General features: G+C 60.1%; 21 protein-coding genes. 10 read left to right on the top strand and 11 right to left on the bottom strand.

Annotation, left to right across the window (positions count from 1 at the left end):
• Nucleotides 1-25: 25 nt before the first annotated feature.
• Nucleotides 26-832 carry a hypothetical protein gene (locus tag EI290_RS02775; RefSeq protein WP_125426483.1) on the top strand — a complete coding sequence of 269 codons (807 nt, stop codon included), beginning with the start codon at nt 26-28 and terminating at the stop codon, nt 830-832.
• 84 nt (nt 833-916) lie between these two features.
• Here EI290_RS02775 and EI290_RS02770 read toward each other — a convergent pair whose 3' ends face one another.
• The 3 genes from EI290_RS02770 to EI290_RS02760 form a co-directional block, all read right to left on the bottom strand.
• Nucleotides 917-1618, bottom strand: coding sequence for a metallophosphoesterase family protein (locus EI290_RS02770; RefSeq protein WP_125426481.1), 702 nt, complete (start codon nt 1616-1618; stop codon nt 917-919).
• A 69-nt stretch (nt 1619-1687) separates the two neighbouring features.
• Nucleotides 1688-1897 carry a hypothetical protein gene (locus EI290_RS02765; protein ID WP_125426479.1) on the bottom strand — a complete coding sequence of 70 codons (210 nt, stop codon included), beginning with the start codon at nt 1895-1897 and terminating at the stop codon, nt 1688-1690.
• A gap of 60 nt (nt 1898-1957) precedes the next feature.
• The gene (locus EI290_RS02760; RefSeq protein ID WP_125426477.1) at nt 1958-2458 is read right to left on the bottom strand and encodes a hypothetical protein; all 501 of its coding nucleotides are present in this window, start codon (nt 2456-2458) and stop codon (nt 1958-1960) included.
• A gap of 109 nt (nt 2459-2567) precedes the next feature.
• Between EI290_RS02760 and EI290_RS02755 the strand changes: the two genes are divergently transcribed.
• The 7 genes from EI290_RS02755 to EI290_RS02725 all read left to right on the top strand — a co-directional run bounded on the left by EI290_RS02755 (nt 2568) and on the right by EI290_RS02725 (nt 7651).
• On the top strand, nt 2568-3125 hold the full coding sequence (locus EI290_RS02755; RefSeq protein ID WP_125426475.1) for an NADAR family protein: 558 nt from the start codon (nt 2568-2570) through the stop codon (nt 3123-3125).
• A gap of 9 nt (nt 3126-3134) precedes the next feature.
• On the top strand, nt 3135-3398 hold the full coding sequence (locus tag EI290_RS02750) for a 4a-hydroxytetrahydrobiopterin dehydratase (RefSeq protein ID WP_125426473.1): 264 nt from the start codon (nt 3135-3137) through the stop codon (nt 3396-3398).
• Nucleotides 3399-3520: 122 nt separating this feature from the next.
• Nucleotides 3521-4264: a 16S rRNA (cytidine(1402)-2'-O)-methyltransferase gene (rsmI, locus tag EI290_RS02745; RefSeq protein ID WP_125426471.1), complete on the top strand. Its 744-nt coding sequence runs from the start codon at nt 3521-3523 to the stop codon at nt 4262-4264.
• Nucleotides 4248-5963 (top strand): apolipoprotein N-acyltransferase, encoded by a 1716-nt coding sequence (gene lnt / locus EI290_RS02740; protein ID WP_125426469.1) that lies wholly within the window; start codon nt 4248-4250, stop codon nt 5961-5963. Before rsmI ends, lnt begins: the two co-directional genes overlap by 17 nt.
• 48 nt (nt 5964-6011) lie before the next feature.
• Nucleotides 6012-6815, top strand: coding sequence for an inositol monophosphatase family protein (locus EI290_RS02735; RefSeq protein ID WP_125426467.1), 804 nt, complete (start codon nt 6012-6014; stop codon nt 6813-6815).
• A 158-nt stretch (nt 6816-6973) separates the two neighbouring features.
• On the top strand, nt 6974-7174 hold the full coding sequence (locus tag EI290_RS22330; RefSeq protein ID WP_185816818.1) for a FeoB-associated Cys-rich membrane protein: 201 nt from the start codon (nt 6974-6976) through the stop codon (nt 7172-7174).
• A 171-nt stretch (nt 7175-7345) separates the two neighbouring features.
• A complete protein-coding gene (locus EI290_RS02725) occupies nt 7346-7651 on the top strand; it encodes a hypothetical protein (RefSeq protein WP_246008829.1) in 306 nt (101 codons plus the stop codon).
• A 77-nt stretch (nt 7652-7728) separates the two neighbouring features.
• On the opposite strand, the gene EI290_RS02720 is transcribed toward EI290_RS02725, so the two are convergent.
• The 8 genes from EI290_RS02720 to radA all read right to left on the bottom strand — a co-directional run bounded on the left by EI290_RS02720 (nt 7729) and on the right by radA (nt 16153).
• Nucleotides 7729-8703 (bottom strand): hypothetical protein, encoded by a 975-nt coding sequence (locus EI290_RS02720; protein ID WP_125426463.1) that lies wholly within the window; start codon nt 8701-8703, stop codon nt 7729-7731.
• A gap of 132 nt (nt 8704-8835) precedes the next feature.
• Entirely contained in the window at nt 8836-9447 is a 612-nt protein-coding gene (locus EI290_RS22325) for a helix-turn-helix domain-containing protein (protein ID WP_185816817.1), read from the bottom strand.
• Nucleotides 9448-9532: 85 nt separating this feature from the next.
• A complete protein-coding gene (locus EI290_RS02710) occupies nt 9533-10555 on the bottom strand; it encodes an SPASM domain-containing protein (protein WP_125426461.1) in 1023 nt (340 codons plus the stop codon).
• Nucleotides 10556-10672: 117 nt separating this feature from the next.
• Nucleotides 10673-11215: a T9SS type A sorting domain-containing protein gene (locus EI290_RS02705; protein ID WP_125426459.1), complete on the bottom strand. Its 543-nt coding sequence runs from the start codon at nt 11213-11215 to the stop codon at nt 10673-10675.
• A 75-nt stretch (nt 11216-11290) separates the two neighbouring features.
• Nucleotides 11291-11836 carry a hypothetical protein gene (locus EI290_RS02700; RefSeq protein ID WP_125426457.1) on the bottom strand — a complete coding sequence of 182 codons (546 nt, stop codon included), beginning with the start codon at nt 11834-11836 and terminating at the stop codon, nt 11291-11293.
• Nucleotides 11837-12068: 232 nt separating this feature from the next.
• Nucleotides 12069-12908, bottom strand: a complete 840-nt coding sequence (locus EI290_RS02695; RefSeq protein ID WP_125426455.1) for an NAD-dependent epimerase/dehydratase family protein — start codon at nt 12906-12908, stop codon at nt 12069-12071.
• Nucleotides 12909-13021: 113 nt separating this feature from the next.
• The gene (locus EI290_RS02690) at nt 13022-14473 is read right to left on the bottom strand and encodes a TlpA family protein disulfide reductase (RefSeq protein ID WP_125426453.1); all 1452 of its coding nucleotides are present in this window, start codon (nt 14471-14473) and stop codon (nt 13022-13024) included.
• Between the two features lie 291 nt (nt 14474-14764).
• A complete protein-coding gene (gene radA / locus EI290_RS02685; RefSeq protein ID WP_125426451.1) occupies nt 14765-16153 on the bottom strand; it encodes a DNA repair protein RadA in 1389 nt (462 codons plus the stop codon).
• A gap of 235 nt (nt 16154-16388) precedes the next feature.
• Between radA and EI290_RS02680 the strand changes: the two genes are divergently transcribed.
• Both EI290_RS02680 and EI290_RS02675 read left to right on the top strand, forming a co-directional pair.
• Nucleotides 16389-16850 carry a DUF2846 domain-containing protein gene (locus tag EI290_RS02680; protein ID WP_125426450.1) on the top strand — a complete coding sequence of 154 codons (462 nt, stop codon included), beginning with the start codon at nt 16389-16391 and terminating at the stop codon, nt 16848-16850.
• A 328-nt stretch (nt 16851-17178) separates the two neighbouring features.
• Complete coding sequence (locus EI290_RS02675; RefSeq protein ID WP_125426448.1) at nt 17179-18555, top strand: sensor histidine kinase; 1377 nt, start codon at nt 17179-17181, stop codon at nt 18553-18555.
• Nucleotides 18556-18597: the final 42 nt, after the last annotated feature.

Raw genomic sequence — 18597 nt, 5'->3', positions numbered from 1 at the left:
TGCCGCCTTCTGCACCTTTGCTTCAATGACCCTGCCCACCCCCGACCTGCGCCCCTACCTCGATGAGTTGGAACGCTTTGCCGATGGCCAGATGGGGGCCGCTGAGCAAGAAGCCTTTGAAACCCGCCTGGAACAGGATGTCGAGCTGTACCAGGCCTACCAGCTGTACGAGCAACTCTCGGCTGATTTGCGCTGGGTGGCGGGCCACGAAACCCTGTACCAGCGCCTGCTGGCCCTCGACCGGCGCCTCGACCAGCGCCAGGAAGCGCTGGCCCGCATCAAGCGCCGCCAGCGCCGCCTGCAGCGCCAATGGGCCTTGGTTGGTGGGGCAGCTCTGCTGGCATTGCTAGCCGTATGGTGGTTTTTGATGCGGCCTGCCGGTACCAGCCCCGAGGTAGCCTGGACCCGCTACTACGTGCCCGAAGCCGGCCTGACCGACGAGGTGATACAGGAAAGCCAACGCCCTCTGCTGGCCGAAGCAATGCGCCAGTACCGCGACGGGCACTATACCCCAGCCTTGTATACGCTCCGCCGGGTGCCAACCAGCACGGTAGGCCAGGATACCCTAACATATTATAACGGGATATTCCTGCTGAGCCAGAACGGCCCGGAGCAGGTGCGGGCCGCGCAGCCATTTTTGCGGCGGGTGGCCATGCAGTCTGCCTCCCCACTGGCCGGCCGGGCCCGCTACCACCTAGGCATGGCCTACTGGCGCAACCAGCAGATTACCGCCGCCCGCAATACCTTGCGCGCCGTTGCCAACGATACCCGCAACCCCTACCAGGATGCAGCCCGTCAGCTCCTGCGCTCCAACGCCCTGCCGCAGGAGTGATGATGGTAGTAGGATAAAGGACATAGGATACCGTTGAGATAAGGTCCTTTATCCTATATCCTTTATCCTACTACCATCATCCCCTCATCCCCTCACCCCAATTGGGTAGTCAGGTTCGATGTTGGGTTGTAGAAGTAGTTCCTCCGTATCAAGGTTAAGGGCGGCCAGGTGGCGCAGCTTGGGGTTGTGGCGGTACACGCAGCCGGTGTCCAGTCCAATGGATCCGGCGTGGGCTTTCACACGCTTCTCAACCTCCTGCGTTGGGGTAGGCACGTGGCCGTGCACCAGCCGCCGACCTTGCAGGCGGGAGGCGTCAAACACAAACTCCTTGGTGTTGAGCATGGTGTGCCAGTCCTGGCGCATATCGGCGGGCGGCAGCCGAAAGTTGAAGCCGGCGTGCACCAGCACCCAGCCCGGCACCTCCAGCTGGTAGGGCAACTCCTGTAGCCAGCGCAGGTAGGGCACCGGAATATCTTGGGGGCGCTCCACCCCGAAGCTGCCAAGCGTCAGTTGCCGGTCGGGGGCAGAGGCCCAGGTAGCGGCTGTGTTGCCTTGGGCAGCATCCAGGAGTTCTTGGTCGTGGTTGCCGCGCAGGCAGATAACTTGGTAACCCCGCTGCGGCAATTGCATCAGGTAGTCAAGCACCCCGCGGGAGTTGGGGCCTTTGTTCAAGTAGTCGCCCAGCACATACAGCGTATCCTGAGGACGCAGTTGCAGCCGGTGCTCCACCAAGTGCTGGAAGGACTGCAGACAACCGTGCAAATCGGTGGTGACGAAGCGGGCCATATGAGAGCAGAGTAGGTAACACAAAAAAGCACCTGCCTGTGCAGGTGCTTTTTATAGAAATAAAACGGGTTAGTAGCTAGGCTTATCCAGCTCAGGCTTATGCAGGTTGCGGTTGGGGTGGCTCAGGCCAGCATCCAGCGCGTTCTGCTCCAGTGCGTCCTGCGTTTTCTCATTCAGAGAGCCAGCCGGCAACGCATCCGCTTTGGGAGTGCCTGCGTCGGCTTTACGGTCCTGTTTTTCCTGCGACTCTTGATTTGCTTCACTGCTATGATGGGCCATAATGCTGGAAAGTTAGGTGAACAAAAAACCGATAACTACTGCCAGAACCCAGCGGGGCTGCTACTGCACAATGGCCGTATCAGAAGCGTCGGGGTCAGTGAGGTCGGCGTTGGTACCCTGGCGGGCTAGGTCGGCGTTGGTGCCGGTACGGGGCTCCATCTGGCCCATCCCCACGCGGGAATCGGGGTTTTGCATCTCGTCGCGGCCGGGGCGGTCATCGTCCAGGTCCAGCTCGTCCACGGGGCGGCGGGCTTCCAGGTCCCGGTCATCGTCGGCGGGCATATCCTGGTTGGGACGGTCGGGGCGGCCTTCCTCGGAGGTGCGCATATTATCGGCGGGGTGCTCGGCTTTGTCGGCGTCTTCGTTTACCGATACGGCCGAAATACCACTGCCGCTGTCGGTGCCGTAGCCCTCCTTGCCTTCCCGGTTGCCGAAGCCGCCGCGGGCCGCTTCGTTCTTGGGTGGGTCGCCGCCGGGCGTGATATGGCCGGCTGCCATTTCCTGCTCAGTTGTATCGTCGTTGATGACGCGCACGGGACGGTCGTTGGGGTCAATAGCCATGGTAAAAGAGGTGTTGAGGTGGGCAGAGCGTGTAAGGTAAGTGTACTGCGGTTCCCGGATTTGGGTTTAGCTTTGCCCACATCCTACTCAAATATTCTGTTGCAGAAGAATGTCAATCAATGCTTTAAATGCCGTTCGCTCCGTTGACAGCCTGTTGCATTACCTGCAGGCGGGTGAATTGGTGAAGTATCTGTTTTTCTGGGGGCACACCAGTAAAGGAGGTATTGGCAAAGAGGTGTTCAGCCAGTGGTACCCTGCCCCGTTTACGCTCGATGGCGACACTTACGCTACCACTGAGCACTACATGATGGCCGAGAAGGCCCGGCTGTTTCAGGATGAAGCTACCCGCCAGGCTATTATGCAGGCCCCGCACCCAGACGTAGCTAAACGGCTGGGCCGTAAGGTACAGAGGTTTGAAGAAGCCAGGTGGAATGCCGCCCGGTTTGACATTGTGGGGCGCGGCAATAAAGCCAAATTCAGCCAGCACCCGGCGCTGCGGCAGTTTTTGCTGGGTACCGGCACCCGGGTACTGGTAGAAGCCAGTCCGGTTGATGCCATCTGGGGAATAGGTCTGGCCCAGGACCACCCCCAGGCCACTAATCCCGCCGAGTGGCCCGGCCTGAACCTGCTGGGCTTTGCCCTGATGGAAGTGCGCAGTAACCTATAATTTCCGCCTATGTGGACCGAAACCGACAACGCCCTCACCCGCACCTTCCGCTTCTCTGATTTCAAAATGGCCTTCAGCTTTATGAGCGACGTGGCCGAGGAAGCCGAGTACCAGGAGCACCACCCGTGGTGGAGTAACGAGTACAACGTAGTCAGCTTCCGCCTGCGTACCCACGACGCCGGCAACCGCGTAACCGACAAAGACCATAAGCTAGCCGCCGCCATCGACCAACTGGCCGCTGACTATGGCGGGGAGGAAATTGCTGGTTTCTAGTTGCTGGTTTCTAGTTGCTGGTTTCTAGTTGTTGATAACTGGTTGGCATGTGCATCCAGACAACTAGCAACCAGCAACTAGCAACTAGAAACTAGCAACTCCCTTCAACTACCTTTGCCGGTATGGCTGAACCCCAAGAAAAAACGTTGCTCTATCTGGTGCCCACGCCCATTGGCAACCTGGAGGATATTACCCTGCGGGCCATTCGGGTGCTGGGTGAGGTGGATACTGTGCTGGCCGAGGACACCCGTACCAGCGGCCGGCTGCTGCAGCACCTGGGCCTAAAGAAGCCCATGCTCAGCTACCACCTGCACAACGAGCACCAGCAGGTACAGCGCCTGCTGGAGCGCCTGGAGAAAGGCGAAACCATGGCCCTGGTATCGGATGCCGGCACCCCCGGAATTTCCGACCCCGGGTTTCTGTTGGTGCGGGAGTGCCTGGCGCGGGGCCTCAAGGTGGAATGTTTGCCGGGAGCCACGGCCTTTGTGCCGGCTTTGCTGAAATCGGGGTTTGGGGCCGAGCGGTTCACGTTTGAGGGGTTTCTGCCGGTGAAAAAGGGCCGCCAGACGCGCCTGCAGGAGCTGGCCCAGGAGCACCGCACCATGATTTTCTACGAGTCGCCGCACCGCATTGTAAAAACGCTGGAGCAGTTGGCCGAGGTACTGGGCCCCAAGCGACCCGCTTCCGTGAGCCGGGAGCTGACCAAGCTGTTTGAGGAAACCGTAACGGCGCCCCTGGCGGAGCTGGCCGCCAGTTTTGCCGCCCGCTCCGCCATCAAAGGCGAAATTGTGCTGGTGGTGCAGGGCCGCAAAGAGGAGCGCGCCGCCAAAGAAGACCGATACAAAAACGATGACCGTGCCGAATAACGCTACCCGCGCCGCCGCCCCTGCCACCACGCCCGCGGCCACTACCCCAGCGTTTTGGCTGCCTACCATGCTGGCGCTGCTGGGGGGCTTTTTGCTGTGGCTGGGCTGGCCGGTGCATCCGGCCGCGCTGGCGACGGTACTGCTGGTGGCCTGGGTGCCCTACCTCAAGCTGGAGCAGCTGCTCACCCAACGCGGGGCCAGCGGCTGGAAGGTGTGGCGCTACAGCTACCTGCTGCTGCTGCTCTGGAACCTGTTTGCTACTTACTGGGTGAGCTACAGCACGTTGTGGGGTGGCATTACGGCCGTGGTGGCCAACGCTGCCCTCATGAGTTTGCCCCTTACGGCCTTTCGCCTGACCAAAAAGCACTTCGGGCCCAGGCTGGGCTATGCCTCCCTGCCTGTGTTCTGGATTGCCTTCGAGCAGCTGCACCTGCACTGGTTCCTTACCTGGCCCTGGCTGACGCTGGGCAACGGTTTCGCCCAGGCCAACCAGTGGGTGCAGTGGTACGAGTACACCGGTTTTCTGGGCGGCTCCCTCTGGATGTGGGTGGTGAATTTGCTGGCGTTTTTTTCAATTAGAAATGAAAAATCAAAAATTGAAAATCAGACTATCGAAAACTCAGAAAGCCGACCATTTTTAATTTTTAATTCTTCATTTTTAATTCTCTGCCTCCTATCCATTATCCTGCCCATTGGGTTATCCTACTACATCGGAAGCAGCTACCAGGAAAAAGGCGAGGCCGTGGAAGTGCTGGCCGTGCAGCCCAACATCGACCCCTACAACGAGAAGTTTGAGGGCGGCTCCCGTTTCGTATCCTATGATGAGCAGCTGACCCGCCTGCTCACTCTTACCGAGCAGAGCCTTACGCCCAGCACCAAGCTGGTGCTCTGGCCCGAAACCAGTCTCGACGAAACCTACTTCGAGGCCACCTTCAACGGCTACCCCAAAGTGCAGCGCCTGCGCAGCTGGCTGGCCCAGCACCCCGGCCTCGACCTCATCACTGGCCTGACCTCCGTGCAGCAGTATGGCCCCGACAAAGCCAAGGCCAGCCCTACCGCCCGCTTCCGTGAGGATTTGGGGTACTACGACATCTTCAACGCGGCCGTGCATCTGCCGGGGCCGGGGCAGTTTTACCACAAAAGTCGGCTGGTGCCAGGCGTGGAGGGCGTGCCACCCTGGCTGAGCATGTTTGTAATTGATTTGGGCGGCACGGCCGGTGGCCTGGGCTCCCAGGATGAGCGCACGGTGTACCAAACCGCCACGCCCGCCCTCAAAGTAGCCCCCGTCATCTGCTACGAATCAGTGTACGGCGACTTCGTGAACCAGTACGCGCAGAACGGGGCTACGCTCATCGGCATCATCACCAACGACGGGTGGTGGAGCGATTCGCCGGGGCACCTGCAGCACCTGCAGTACGCTACCCTGCGCGCCATCGAAACCCGCCGCGACGTGGCCCGCTCGGCCAACACCGGCATTTCGGGCTTTATCAATCAGAAGGGCGAAATTACCCAGCAAACCGGCTGGTGGGTGCCGGCCGTAAGCCGCGCCACCGTGCATCTGAACACTGAGCAAACATTTTACGTGAAGTACGGCGAACTGCTCGGCCCCGCCTGCCAGATGCTGGCGGTGCTGCTGTTACTACTCACTGCGGTACGAGCCGTATTACAAAGACAAACCAAACAGCCTGAAATGGCTTAGAATGTTCTGCTTCGACTTCGGTCAGCATGAATCAACACGAATAATTGCATGGACTACAATCAACTCAGCTTTCAACTGGCAGCCGTAACGCGCCACGCGGGCCAGTTTATTCGCCAGGAGGCGGCCACCTTCAACCGCAGCCACATTGAGCTAAAGGGCGTGCACGACCTGGTGTCGTACGTGGACAAGGAAACCGAGAAGCTGCTGGTAGCCGGCCTGCGCGAGGTGCTGCCCGAGGCCGGCTTTATCACCGAAGAAGGCACGGAAGGCGCCGACCGGGCCGAGGAGTACAACTGGATTATCGACCCCCTGGATGGCACCACCAACTTTGTGCACGGCCTACCGGTATACTGCGTGAGCGTGGGCCTGGTGAAGGGCCAGGAGCTGGTGGCCGGCGTGGTGTACGAGGTGGTGCGCGACGAGTGTTTCCGGGCCGCTAAAGGAGCCGGGGCGTTCTGCAATGAGCTGCCCATCCACGTTTCCGATGTGCCTGATCTGAACAACAGCCTCATTGCCACCGGCTTCCCCTACACCAAGTTCGAGCTGATGGATGACTACCTACAGGTGCTGGGCTCCTTCATGCGCCGCTCCCACGGGGTGCGCCGCGTAGGCTCCGCCGCCGCCGACCTGGCTTACGTAGCCGCTGGCCGCTTCGAGGGCTTCTTCGAGTTCAACCTCAACTCCTACGACGTGGCCGCCGGCATCCTGCTGGTGCGCGAGGCCGGGGGGCGGGTAACGGAGTTCCTGCAGGACGGCGACCCGCTCTCGGGCCGGCAGGTGGTGGCCAGCAACGGCCTGGTACACCAGGAAATGCAGGCTACCATTCGGGAGTTCTGGAACGAAGCCGAATAGAAAAAAGCTGTCATCCTGAGCAGCGCGAAGGACCTTATCATACCAGAACGAACTACTCAAATGTAATAAGGTCCTTCGCTGCGCTCAGGATGACAGTGAAGGAGTTAGGATGCCCCGCCAGTAAACTTTCCGGGCTCCGTCGTAGTTTTGTGAGCATCATGTGGATACAGTATCTCATCATTGCCCTGTTGTTTGCCGGCGCGGTCTGGTATGTAGGCCGGATTTTCTGGCGGGCCTGGTTTTCCAAAGATCAGGCGGCCTGTGCTAAAGGCTGCGGTGGGGCCTGCTCCGTTATTGATGTTGACCGCCTGCAGCGCACCATTGAGTTGGCTGAGGCTCGTGAAGGTGCCAAAGCCTAACGGCGCAATATTCTTGCCTCCGGATATAACCCGCCCCCGTACCGGCTACGTATAGCCCGGCACGGGGGCTTTTCGTGGCTACCGTATCATCCTTCCGGACCGCATTCCTTCCTATTCCCTAAAACACCCCTCGCCATGCAGGACAAAGAAGAAGAACGCACTCTTGTAAATGTGGAGCGCAAACTGAATAAAGAGGGCTTCACGGCCGACTTCCGCGTGACGGATGGCCGCTTGCATACCCTGGATACCGACCGGGACAAAAGTTACGGACCCAACGAGGTAACCATTGTGGATTTTTACCGCTTCGAGGGAGAGAGTAACCCGGATGATATGTCCATCTTGTATGCCCTGGAAACCACTGATGGCGTACGGGGTACCATTTCCTCCGCTTACGGCACCTACGGCGACACCGACGCGCTGGACTTTCTCAAGCAAGTAGAAGACCTGGGAAAAAACCTCGACAAGAAGCACCGGTAGTCCTCCGGGCCTACTTAATAAAAAATGCGCTCCGAATTCGTTCGGAGCGCATTTTTGTCTTTGGGAGAATTGAGAGGCTATTGCACCACCCCAAAACGGCCTCCCTGAGTATCGAGCAATACCGTGTGCCGCGTGAAGGCCTCATTGCCCAGCATCCCGCCCATACCCGAAATCTGCATCAGGACCCGCTGCCAGAAGCTCACGTTTTCGATGTACGTAACGGAGCGGAGCGGCAGCGCCTGCGTGCCAATGCGCAAAGTGGCCGCTGAGGCTACCGTATGGGCCCTGAGGGTTTTGCCCCAGGAGTTTACGCCCGATACGCTGGGTGTAGCAGCCGGTGTAGCCAGCTGCTGCCATTTGGCCTGGTTGGTAAGCAGAGAAAACGCACTGCTGCCCGAGTCGAAGAGGTAGTTCTGCTGATCCTGCTGCACGGTAGCCTGCACCAGCACCCGGCGGTTATCGAAACTGAGCCGCGTAAACTGGGCCCGCTGTGTCAGGCTGTCGGGCAACCGGGAGTACAGGCTAAAGCGCTGCCGGGGAAAGTCGATAGCCAACGCCTGTTTCACCAGCACATCGGCCCCCAACGAGCCGATGATAAACGGAGCAGTACTGTCAGCCGGCAGGGTGGCGGCACCGTAACGCAGCACCGGCGCTTTGGCTACTGCTACCTGCGCGTTGCCCAACCCGAACCGTACGGCCCGGAGCGTATCGTGCTGGGGCAGTAGGGCATTTTGGGTGGCCGGATAAGCTGCCCGCAGCGCCGCCAGCGGATTGGCGTAGAACAAAGTATACGGAGCCCCGGTATCAAACTGCAGATAGCAGGTGCGGGGGCAGCCGGCCAGCCGGACTGGCACCAGCAGTACGGCGTGGGGCCGGGCTGGGGTAACGGCTGTATCGCCAAGCCAGGTAAATGGGGTAGCCGCTGGCAGGCCCGTAATGGTGAGCTGGTTGGCCGGGGGCGCAAACGCCCGCCGAGCGTAGAAGTAGCCGCCAATACCGCTCAGCACCAGAAGTACAACAACGGCCAGGAGAACTTTAAAGAGGATTTTCATAACAGGGCAGGGCCAGGTAGTTGATGTCACCAAAAGTGAGGCATACCACCACTCGGCCCTGCGCCATTTCTCCGTCATTTCCCCGTCATTACACCTAATTATCTGTAGATAAAGGATTTATGATGCTGTGGTTTATAGTCGGGTTGGGTAGATAGCCAGGTTGCCCTTGCGCAGCTGCATGGCATAGTACGCTACCATGGCCACGTTAAAACCGTAGGTGAGCACCACCAGGGCGAGGTAAATACCCGGAAAAAACAGGCGGTGCGAACCAGCCATCAGCAGCTGTACTACTACCACTAGCATGAAGGCGAAGAAGCTGCCCACCTGCCACAAAATCTGGAAGCCCAGTACCCGGCGGCCCACCTCCGCTACGTGCGCCGTGCGGTGGCGCCGGGCCCGCCACAGCCACCACGGCACCAGAATGTTCAGCAGGGGCAGTACCAGAAAGCTCAGGGCACTCAGGTTCAGCAGCTGCAGAAAATCGGGGTCGGAGGGGAGGGCGGCTGGGGCCGGGAGCGGGGGCGCGGGTGGAGTGGGGGCGGCCGGCTCCGGCTGTATCCGGAACGCTTCCAGCGGCACATCCAAGGCCTGGGCCAGAGCCTGCAGGGTGTAGCCGCGCGGCTCAGTTTCGCCCTGCTCCACCCGCTGAATGGTACGCAGGCTCACCCCCGACTGCTCGGCCAGCACTTCCTGCGACAAGCCTTTGCTTTTGCGGATGGTCGTGATGCGCGTAGCCGAAAACATAGGATAACGAGTAGCAAGCGGTGAGGTAGCGGTTAAGATAAGTGGTCTGGCTCATTCACCATTTCACCACTTTACAAATTCACTGCTACCCCCACACCTTGGTGCCTTCGGTGCAGTTGCGGCACATGTCTATCTGGTCGCGGCCTTTGAGCAGGGCGCTGCGGAAGTTGCGGTATTTGGCCCCGTGCCAGAGCTGGCGGAAGGTTTGGGTTTGCAGGTCGCCGAGGCGGTATTCGGCATCCTTATCGAAGCAGCAGGGAACCACCAGCCCATCCCAGGTGATTACGCAGCTGTGCCACATCTTCCAGCAGTGGTTGAGCAGGCGGTTTTTGATGCTCCAGGTGCCGTCCGGGTTGTTTTCGTAGCGCGAGTAATAGTCGATGGTAGGTATGAGGGGGCTGCCGTTGTGATAATCGTAAATCTGGGCCGTTTTAAACCACACGTCGTCCACGCCCAGCTCCCGGGCCAGCGCCTGGGCCTCGGCAATCTGGTGCTCGTTGGGGCGCACTACCAAGAACTGGAACACCACCCGCGGGGTCTGGCTTTTGAGCTCCCGCCGCCACTTCAACAGGTTACGGGTGCCTTCCAGCACTTTGTCCAGCTTGCCACCCACCCGATACTGCTGGTATACCTCCTGGGTAGTGCCATCCAGGGAAATAATCAGCCGGTCCAGCCCGCTTTCCACGGTGCGGCGGGCATTGGCATCGGTAAGGTAGTGGGCGTTGGTGCTGGTGGCCGTGTAAATACCCTTGCCGGAAGCGTACTGCACCATGTCCAGGAAATTGGGGTGCAGATACGGCTCGCCCTGAAAATAGAAAATCAGGTACCAAAGCCGGGAGGCTACTTCGTCGATGGTTTTTTTGAACAGTGCATCAGGCAGCATACCGGTGGGCCGCGTGAAGGAGCGGAGGCCGCTGGGACACTCGGGGCAGCGCAGGTTGCAGCTGGTAGTAGGCTCGAAGCTCAGGGCCACCGGCAGCCCCCAGTGCCGGGCCTTGCCCGTGAGCTTACTCAGGGCATAGCCACCCACCACCTGCGCCCCGTTCCAGAGGCGGCCGGGCGTAGCTTTCGACAGGAAGTTAAGTGCGTCGGTGAGGATAGTGGCCATGTGGTGGCTAAAGGTACGGCGGTAGGAACTGGTAGTGCCTACAACAGCAAGGCCCTGCTTCAGTTTACCGTTTTACTGGTAGCTAAAGCAGGGCTCTAACGATGAAAACTAAACTTATCAATGCGTAACCTGTAGCGTATGGCGTTCTACTTGTGTGCCCTGGCCTACATGCAGTTGGTACAGTCCGGCCGGGAACTGGTGCAGGCTCAGGCGGAACCGACGGCCCTGGCTGCGACCCTGGTGTACGGGCTGGCCCTGCCCATTGTAGAGCGTAACCTCAAACTCGGGGGTCGTGCCATGACTGGCTGTCGTAGCCGAGGCGGAGACGGAGCGGGCGGCCGTCGGCTCGTCCGCCACGGTTACCTCTTCCTGAGCCGGGTTGGGGTACACGGTGTAGCGGTAGGTGGTGCAGGCCGAAACGGAGATAGAAACTGTGCGGCTGCTGCTGCCGCAGCTGTTGGCGGCCCGCACCGTTAGCTGGCCCGGACCGGTGGTGCGGCCGTTAGTGCGCACCGACAGCTCACCCGTAGTGGCATCGAACAGGTGCCGGACCGAGCCGCTGGAGGTAACCGTATAGGTGAAGGCCGGGTCGTAGTTCTGAATACTATACGGTTGCGGAGCGGTGTCGCACCCATCCAGCGAAGAGGGGCCTGCCAGCATAGCCAGTTCAGGAGCCCCTACGCAACAAACAGAGGATAAGATGTCGCATGGAATGGGAGAGTGTAGAAAGCTGGACTATAACTTCTTGTCGAAGCGGCCCTGCGTAATGCGCACGGTGTCGCAGCCGGGCTTAGCCAACTTCGCTTCGAACGTGCCCGAAATAATGCCGGCTTGCAAATCCAGGCGCGTTATCGTCAGCGAGCCTTTGCGATAAATACTGTTGTCACTGGTGTTAATTAGTGCGCAAGACGTGGAGTGGGCAGCATCTCTGAAATAAAATCCCACAGAGGAGGAAGAGCCGTTCATTGAATAAGTACGCACCTGATTAACTCCATCACTACTCACAGATAGATATTGGTCGTTATTGCCAGCTGCGTTATATGTTCGGATATCAAGAGTTCCCCCATTATATCCCGGGTCGTAGAGCACGGCATAGTTACTAGTACCGTCATAGCCGGCCGGCAGGTAGGCTTGGCCGTTGATGAGGCAGCCGAAGGTGTTGGCCCCGGTCTGGGTGGCGGGGGGCAGCTGCTGCTCCGGGCTGGGGTCGTGGTCCTTGCAGCTGCTACACTGCGTAAGCAGGGCCAGCGCCAAGTAGAGCGGTGAACGGATGAGTTTCATTAGCGAAACGGGATAAAAAGTGGAAGGATGGAATCAGCCTGCCAGTGCAGGGGACTATAGCAATAGGAAATAGCAGAGTGGTGCGGCCAAGCTACGCGCTCCGCCGCACAAACGCAATGTTATACTTCGGCACAGACTACGGCGAACAGTAGTGCTGGAACAGAGGGAGTTGTGCAAGCGGCCAGGTACGGCTTTTTCGAAGCAGCACTTGCTCTGTCGAAAAGGAAGAAGCTTACAGCGTCGCCAGCAGCTCGGCGAAGTTGTATTCTGGCTGGTAATGGAGTTCCGCCTGGGCTTTATCAATACAGTACACCCGGTCGATGCAGCTGGGTAACGGCCAGCTGCGGCGGGCAAACACGGCCGCGGCCTGGGGGTAATGCCGGGCTACCACGGCCGCCGCGTTGGTGTACAGCTCGGCAGCTTCCGGGGCTACAAAGTCGGGCCGGGCCGAAATGTTATACAGCCCGAATGCCAGCTGTCCATTTTCCACGGCCAGCACATGGGCCCGAGCCGCGTCGCGCACGTCCAGGCCCCGGTACAGGCGGTACACGGCCCGGTCGGGCCAGGGCTCTTCCCAAAAGCGCGAAGTGCGCAGCACCCGGGTCTGGAGGTGGGTGGTGGCCGCAAAATGCCGGCACAGCTCCTCGGCCGCCAGCTTGGTAATGTCGTAAATGTCGCGGGGGCGGGGCGTCAGCTCCTCCGTCACCCAGGTGGCCGCGCCGGGCGTTTCCAGGGCGTGCCCGTACACGGAGGTGGAGCTGGTGAGCACCAACCGCTGCACGCCTTGCGTCACGGCAGCTTCCAGCAGGTGCAGCGTGCCCCTAACGTTCACCTCCACGAAATCTGACTTGCTGTACTTATCAATGTGGGGCGCGTGCAGGGCGGCCGTGTGAATAACGGCCTCGGTCCCGGTCAGCAGCCGCGTCACCAGGGCCTGATCGGTCAGGTTGCCGCAAACGTGGGTGGTGGGGCCGGGGCGGATATCGAGGCCGGTTACCTGGTGGGTGGGCTGCAGCTGGCGCACAATTTCCTGACCGATCCGGCCGCTGGAACCCGTTACCACAATGCGCATAATCTCGGGGAGGGAATGTAGCAGTATGCCGCCAAAGGTAGCGCCCCGGCCCCGATACCGCCTGCGGAAAGCGGGACATCGGAGCCGGGGCGCGGCCAGGCAGGTAGGAGGTGTTACCGCCCCGGCAGCGTGCTGCTGTAGGTATTGGCCTTACCAAACGACTCCTTGATTTCGTCCACGGCGGCGCGGCTGCTTAGGCGCTTGGGCTTGGTGTTGAGGAAGGTGCCATCTTCGGCCAGCAGGAAGTAGCTGGGCACATCCTGAATGGCATAGGCCCGGGCCACGGCGGAGCGCATACCACCGGCAGTACGCACGTGCACACCGGGCAGCTTCTTGCTGATAACCAGCTGCTTCCAGGCGCCTTCGTTTTCGTCGAGGGCAATGTTCAGAAACACGATGTTCTTGCCCTCAAATTTTTTGGCCAGCTCTGTTTCGTAGGGCAGGTCGCGCAGGGCCAGGCCGCTGGTGGTGCGCCAGAAGTTCACGTACACTAGTTTGCCCGCAAACTGCTTGAGGCTCACGGTGTCGCCGGTGGAGGACACCAGCCGGAAATCAGGGGCCGGCGAGCCAATGGCAAAGGCTTTGTGCGTATCGAAATCCTGTTTCAGCAGGGGGTAGAACTCATTTTTGCCATCCACCGACCGGAAATCTTCCAGCATAGCTGCCGACTGCTTCACATGCCCAAACCGGAACGACTCCTTCAATACCCGTCCCATAATGATGGGCTGCGCCGGACCAGTCAGCTGCTTCTTGGCCATGTCGTAGCAGACCTGGTAAAAATCGGGGTCGGAGCGCTGTTTGCCGCTGGTTAGGGCCAGGTAGTGAATGTAGTTGAGCAGAAACTCCTGGTACATCTCGCTCTGCACAGCCGTTGGGTTGTTTATCAGGCTTTTATCTTCCAGAAAGCTGTAGTAGCTGGGCGTCATTTTCAGGCGGCCCTCGGTGGCTACTACCTGCTCGCGTAGGTCCTGAAAGGTGAGCCGGTCGTTGGCGTAGCTGTAGTCAATTTCGGCCTTGATGTAGTTTTTGAACGCCTGAGTCAGGCCCTCGCCTCCCTCCTCCAGAAATTTGTTTTCCTCTTTGCGGCGGTAGTCCAGAAAGGAGAGAAACGGCGACTCGTAGAGCATAATGTTGTCAGGGAGCACCTGAAAGCCATCATTCTCCACAAACTTATCGTCCATTTCGGACATGAAGGTATTGGCTTCCGCTCCTTTGCCTTTGTAGCGCACGGAAGATGCCAGGTCGTTACCTTTAAATCGAACTTCCAGCTGGTTGCCCGGCTCCAGAAACATATCCGTCACATCGTCGCCGTATACCAGGTCGGCGCGGGTGGGGCCATTTACCGTGAGGGCCAGCCGGAACTCGCCCTTGCTGTCGAGGCGGGCGTAGGTAATCTGCTCTTTAATATCCAAGGGGTTCTCGCGCACCGATACGGCCACTGTGTCGGCGGTGCGGCCACTCACTTTCCCGGTGAGAATGACGGTTCCTTGGGCCTGCCCCAATAGCGGGGCGGCCAGCAACCCGGCCCAGATCAGGGCAGCAGTGAGAGTAGATCTATAGGCCATTGGTTGGTAGCGGTTGCGGAGTAAGGAATCGGACCCTGCTTGGCCGTGGGGCGGTTTTTGCAGAACGGTGTCAGATGATTCGCGGTAAAAGTCAATTCCTCCTCCGAAGATACGAGAGAACCGACCAGAAAGTCCAATCCGGCAGGTTACTTTTTTCGTAACTCACTGACCGATACCAAAGTTTTGAACAATGGGGTGAAAAGCAACGGTATCACTCAGGTAAAAAACAGGATTTAACCAAGTGACAAGGCCAATCGGCTCTTGCAGTTAACTTACCCTGCATCAGGTCAGCTACCCGAACAAGCCGGTCAGAACCTCATCCAGACGGCCCGAAGGATGTACCCGGATACCATACCGGGCCAGGTCCAAGCCTTTGGCGTTGAACTGCGAAATGTACATTTCCGCAAATCCCAGCTTTTCGGCCTCGCTCAGGCGCTGATCCAGGCGGCTAACGGCCCGTATCTCACCACTTAAGCCCACTTCTGCGGCCAGGCAGATTTCGTTGCGGATGGGCACATCATTCAGGGAGCTGACCACGGCGGCGCACACGGCTAAATCCAACGCAGGGTCTTCCAGGCGCAGGCCACCGGCAATGTTCAGAAACACATCATGCTGGCCCAGGCGCAGGCCGCTGCGCTTTTCCAGCACCGCCAGCAGCATTTGCAGGCGCTTGGCATCAAAGCCGGTGGCGGAGCGCTGAGGCGTGCCGTAGGTGGAGGGCGTTACAAGGGCCTGCACCTCCACCAGCAGGGGACGGTTGCCCTCCAGCGTGGCCCCAATGGCCATGCCGCTCAGGCTTTCGGTACGCTGGCTGAGCAGGATTTCGGAGGGGTTGCTCACCTGCCGCAGTCCCGCGCCCTGCATCTCGTAAATGCCCAGCTCGGAGGTGGAGCCGAAGCGGTTTTTCACGGTGCGCAGGATGCGGTAGGTCAGGTGCCGGTCGCCCTCAAACTGCAGCACGGTATCCACCATGTGCTCCAGAATTTTGGGGCCGGCAATGGAGCCGTCTTTGGTAATGTGGCCAATGAGCAGCACGGGCACCCCGGTATCCTTGGCGTATTTCAGCAGCTCGGTGGTACACTCACGCACCTGGCTTACCGAGCCGGCTCCGCTTTCTACCAGCGTGCTGTGCAGCGTCTGGATGGAGTCGACCACCACCACGTTGGGCTGGAGCTGGTCGATCTGGCGGAAAATGTTCTGGGTATTGGTTTCAGTGAGAATGTAAAGGCCGGGGTGCTGGCGGCCCAGGCGCTCAGCCCGCATCTTAATCTGCTGCTCACTCTCTTCCCCGCTCACATACAGAATGCGCAACCCGTTGAGCTGCATGGCAATTTGGAGCATCAGAGTGCTTTTGCCAATACCCGGTTCGCCCCCAATGAGCACCAGGGAGCCGGGTACCAGCCCGCCGCCCAGTACCCGGTTCAGTTCCCCATCGTGGGTATTCAGGCGGGATTCCTCTTCGTACAGGATGTCGCCCAGGGGCTTGGGCTTGGCGGCTTTGGTGGTAGTGCCCACCGAGGTGGAGGCCTTCCAGGCGTTGGCGGCGGTGTTGGTGTCGGGCTTCTCTACTACCTCCTCCACGTACGTGTTCCACTCGCCGCAGCTGGGGCAGCGGCCGATCCACTTGGCGCTTTGGGCGCCGCAGTTCTGGCAGAAAAAGAGGGTTTTGACTTTGGCCATGCCGATGAGTTCAGAAGCAAGAGGGAAAACTAAAGAATGCAGCGCGGAGCTAAAAAGTTTGGCAAGAAAGGGCTTTTTCGGAGAAGAAGGGTGGGCGGCGGGGGCCGGCGGATGCCCCCCGGCGTGCAGGGCTCTTTCTGCTCGTGAGCTCTTACCAGTAAGCCACTATATTTGACGTAAATGCTGCCAATCCGGCATCGACTTTTCCTACTCACTTTATCCCCTTTCTGGCTTTATGCGCCTACTACTTATTCCGGCCGGTCTGCTGCTGGCGGCCTCTTCGGCCCAAGCCCAGGGCCCTGTACCCACCCCCACACCCGACATGGCTACCGTCGTGTTCTACCGGCCGCCGATGTACATGGGGGCCGCGCTTAACTTTACGGTGCGGGCCAACGGAGCTGAGTTATGCCGGCTTAGCAACAAGCGCTACTTCGTAGCCAAAATTAAGCCCGGGCAGACATCGTTTACGTCGGTGGCGGGAGGCCTTAATCTGCCCGACAAAGAAAAATTCGACATCAACTTGGAGGCCGGCAAAGTATACTATATCCAGGGCGACATGAAAACACGTTTCATGACCAATACGCTCGTGTTTACGGAAGTCACTGAGTCGACCTATAAAAACAAGAACGCCAACCTGAAGCCCGACCAGTGCAACGAGGCTCCGGCGGCCCCGGCAGCCCCAGCATCGGGCCAGTAACCGCCAACCGGCCCACCGCAGGGCCTGCCTGGTGTCCCAGTGGTCCGTCGCACGCAGCAGCCAGTTCTAAGCCGGTTGCTGCGTGCGGCAGACCACTGGGGCTTTTTTATGCATTGTCCTTCGCGGGTCGTCGCCGGTTGGCTTCGCCAATACTACCACCATCTGCCGCTGAGTCAGACTTTGGGCGGCGGGTTGCCGCACCTGATTTGGGGTTCTGATCTTCGCGCTTTTTATGGAGATTCCCGAGGGCCCACATACCTCAAAAACGCGGGTGGTTGCGTATGTTACTACCTGAATCTTCCGCAAGACCATTTCCTCCCCCAACCCCATGCCAGCTCCCGACCTTACCCAGATACCCACCTTTGCCGGCCTGCCACCCGAAACGCTAGCCTGGCTGCTGGCTCACGGCGAGCAGCGCTGCTTTGAGCCCGGGCAGGTGGTGGCCCGCCCCGGCGACGAGGCCGAGTACCTGATGGCCGTACTGGCCGGAGGCTTGCAGTTCTACTCCCTGCACAATGGCAACCGGGAGCCGGCCTTTCGGGTGGAGGCGGGCCAGGTAAGCGGGGTGCTGCCTTACTCCCGGCTGCGGGTTATCCGGGGCGAAAGCGTGGCCGTGGGCGAAACCTGGCTGTACCTGCTGCACCGCCGCGAGTTTCCGGAGCTGGAGCAAACCAGTCCCGAGCTGGTGCAACGCCTAGTGAGCCTGATGAGCGACCGGGCCCGGCAGGAGGCCCGCACCCAGGAGCGTGACGATAAGCTGCGGGCCCTGGGCAAGCTTTCGGCGGGGCTGGCCCACGAGCTGAACAACCCCGCCGCCGCCATTATGCGGGCCGCCGAGCGGCTGGCCGGCAACCTGCGGGCCCGGCCCGCGCTGCTGCAGGAGCTGGTGCGCCACTGTCCCAGCCCCGAAGCCCTGGCCGAGCTGACCCGCCTGGCCGCCGCCCCGGCCCCGCCCACCTTCACCTCAGCCCTGGACCGCTCCGACGCCGAAGACGAACTGGCCAGCTGGCTGGAAGAGCAGGGGGTACCCGACGGCTACCAGCTGGCAGCCGGGCTGCTGGATGCGGGCCTCAGCCTGACTCAGCTGACGCCTACTCTCGCCGCCTGGGCCCCGGAGGCCCGCCCGGCGGCGCTGGCCTGGCTGGAAGGCCAGCTGACCGGCCTGCACTTGGTGCACGACGTGCAGGAAGCCGGCTCCCGCATCACTACCCTGGTAACCAACGTAAAAACCTACAGCCACATGGACCGGGGACAGGACTTTGCTCCCCTCGACGTGAACAGCGGGCTGGAAAGTACCCTCAACATGCTGGGCTTCGCGCTGCGCGAGAAAAACCTGCGCCTCGTGAAAGACTATGCCCCTGGCCTGCCTCCGGTGCGTGGGCAGGTAAGCAGCCTGAACCAGGTGTGGACCAACCTGCTCGACAACGCCATTGATGCCCTGCCCGCCGGTGGGGAAATTACCGTGCGTACCCGCCCCGAGGGGGAGTTTGTGCGGGTATTCATCATCGATAATGGCCCCGGTATTCCGCCCGAGGTGTTGCCTCGCATTCTGGAGCCCTTTTTCACCACCAAGCCCGCCGGCGAAGGCACGGGTCTGGGCCTCGATATTGCCCTGCGCATCGTGGAGCAGCACGGTGGCCACCTGGAGGTACAGTCGGAGCCCGGCCATACGGAGTTTGGGGTGTGGCTGCCGGTGAATACATGAGTAACTGAGTAAGGGAGTAACTGAGTAATGCTTCGGCGGGTG

The sequence above is a fragment of the Hymenobacter metallilatus genome, from assembly GCF_003944705.1.
GTDB classification, from domain to species: domain Bacteria; phylum Bacteroidota; class Bacteroidia; order Cytophagales; family Hymenobacteraceae; genus Hymenobacter; species Hymenobacter metallilatus.
This window is presented reverse-complemented; position numbering and strand designations above follow the sequence as displayed.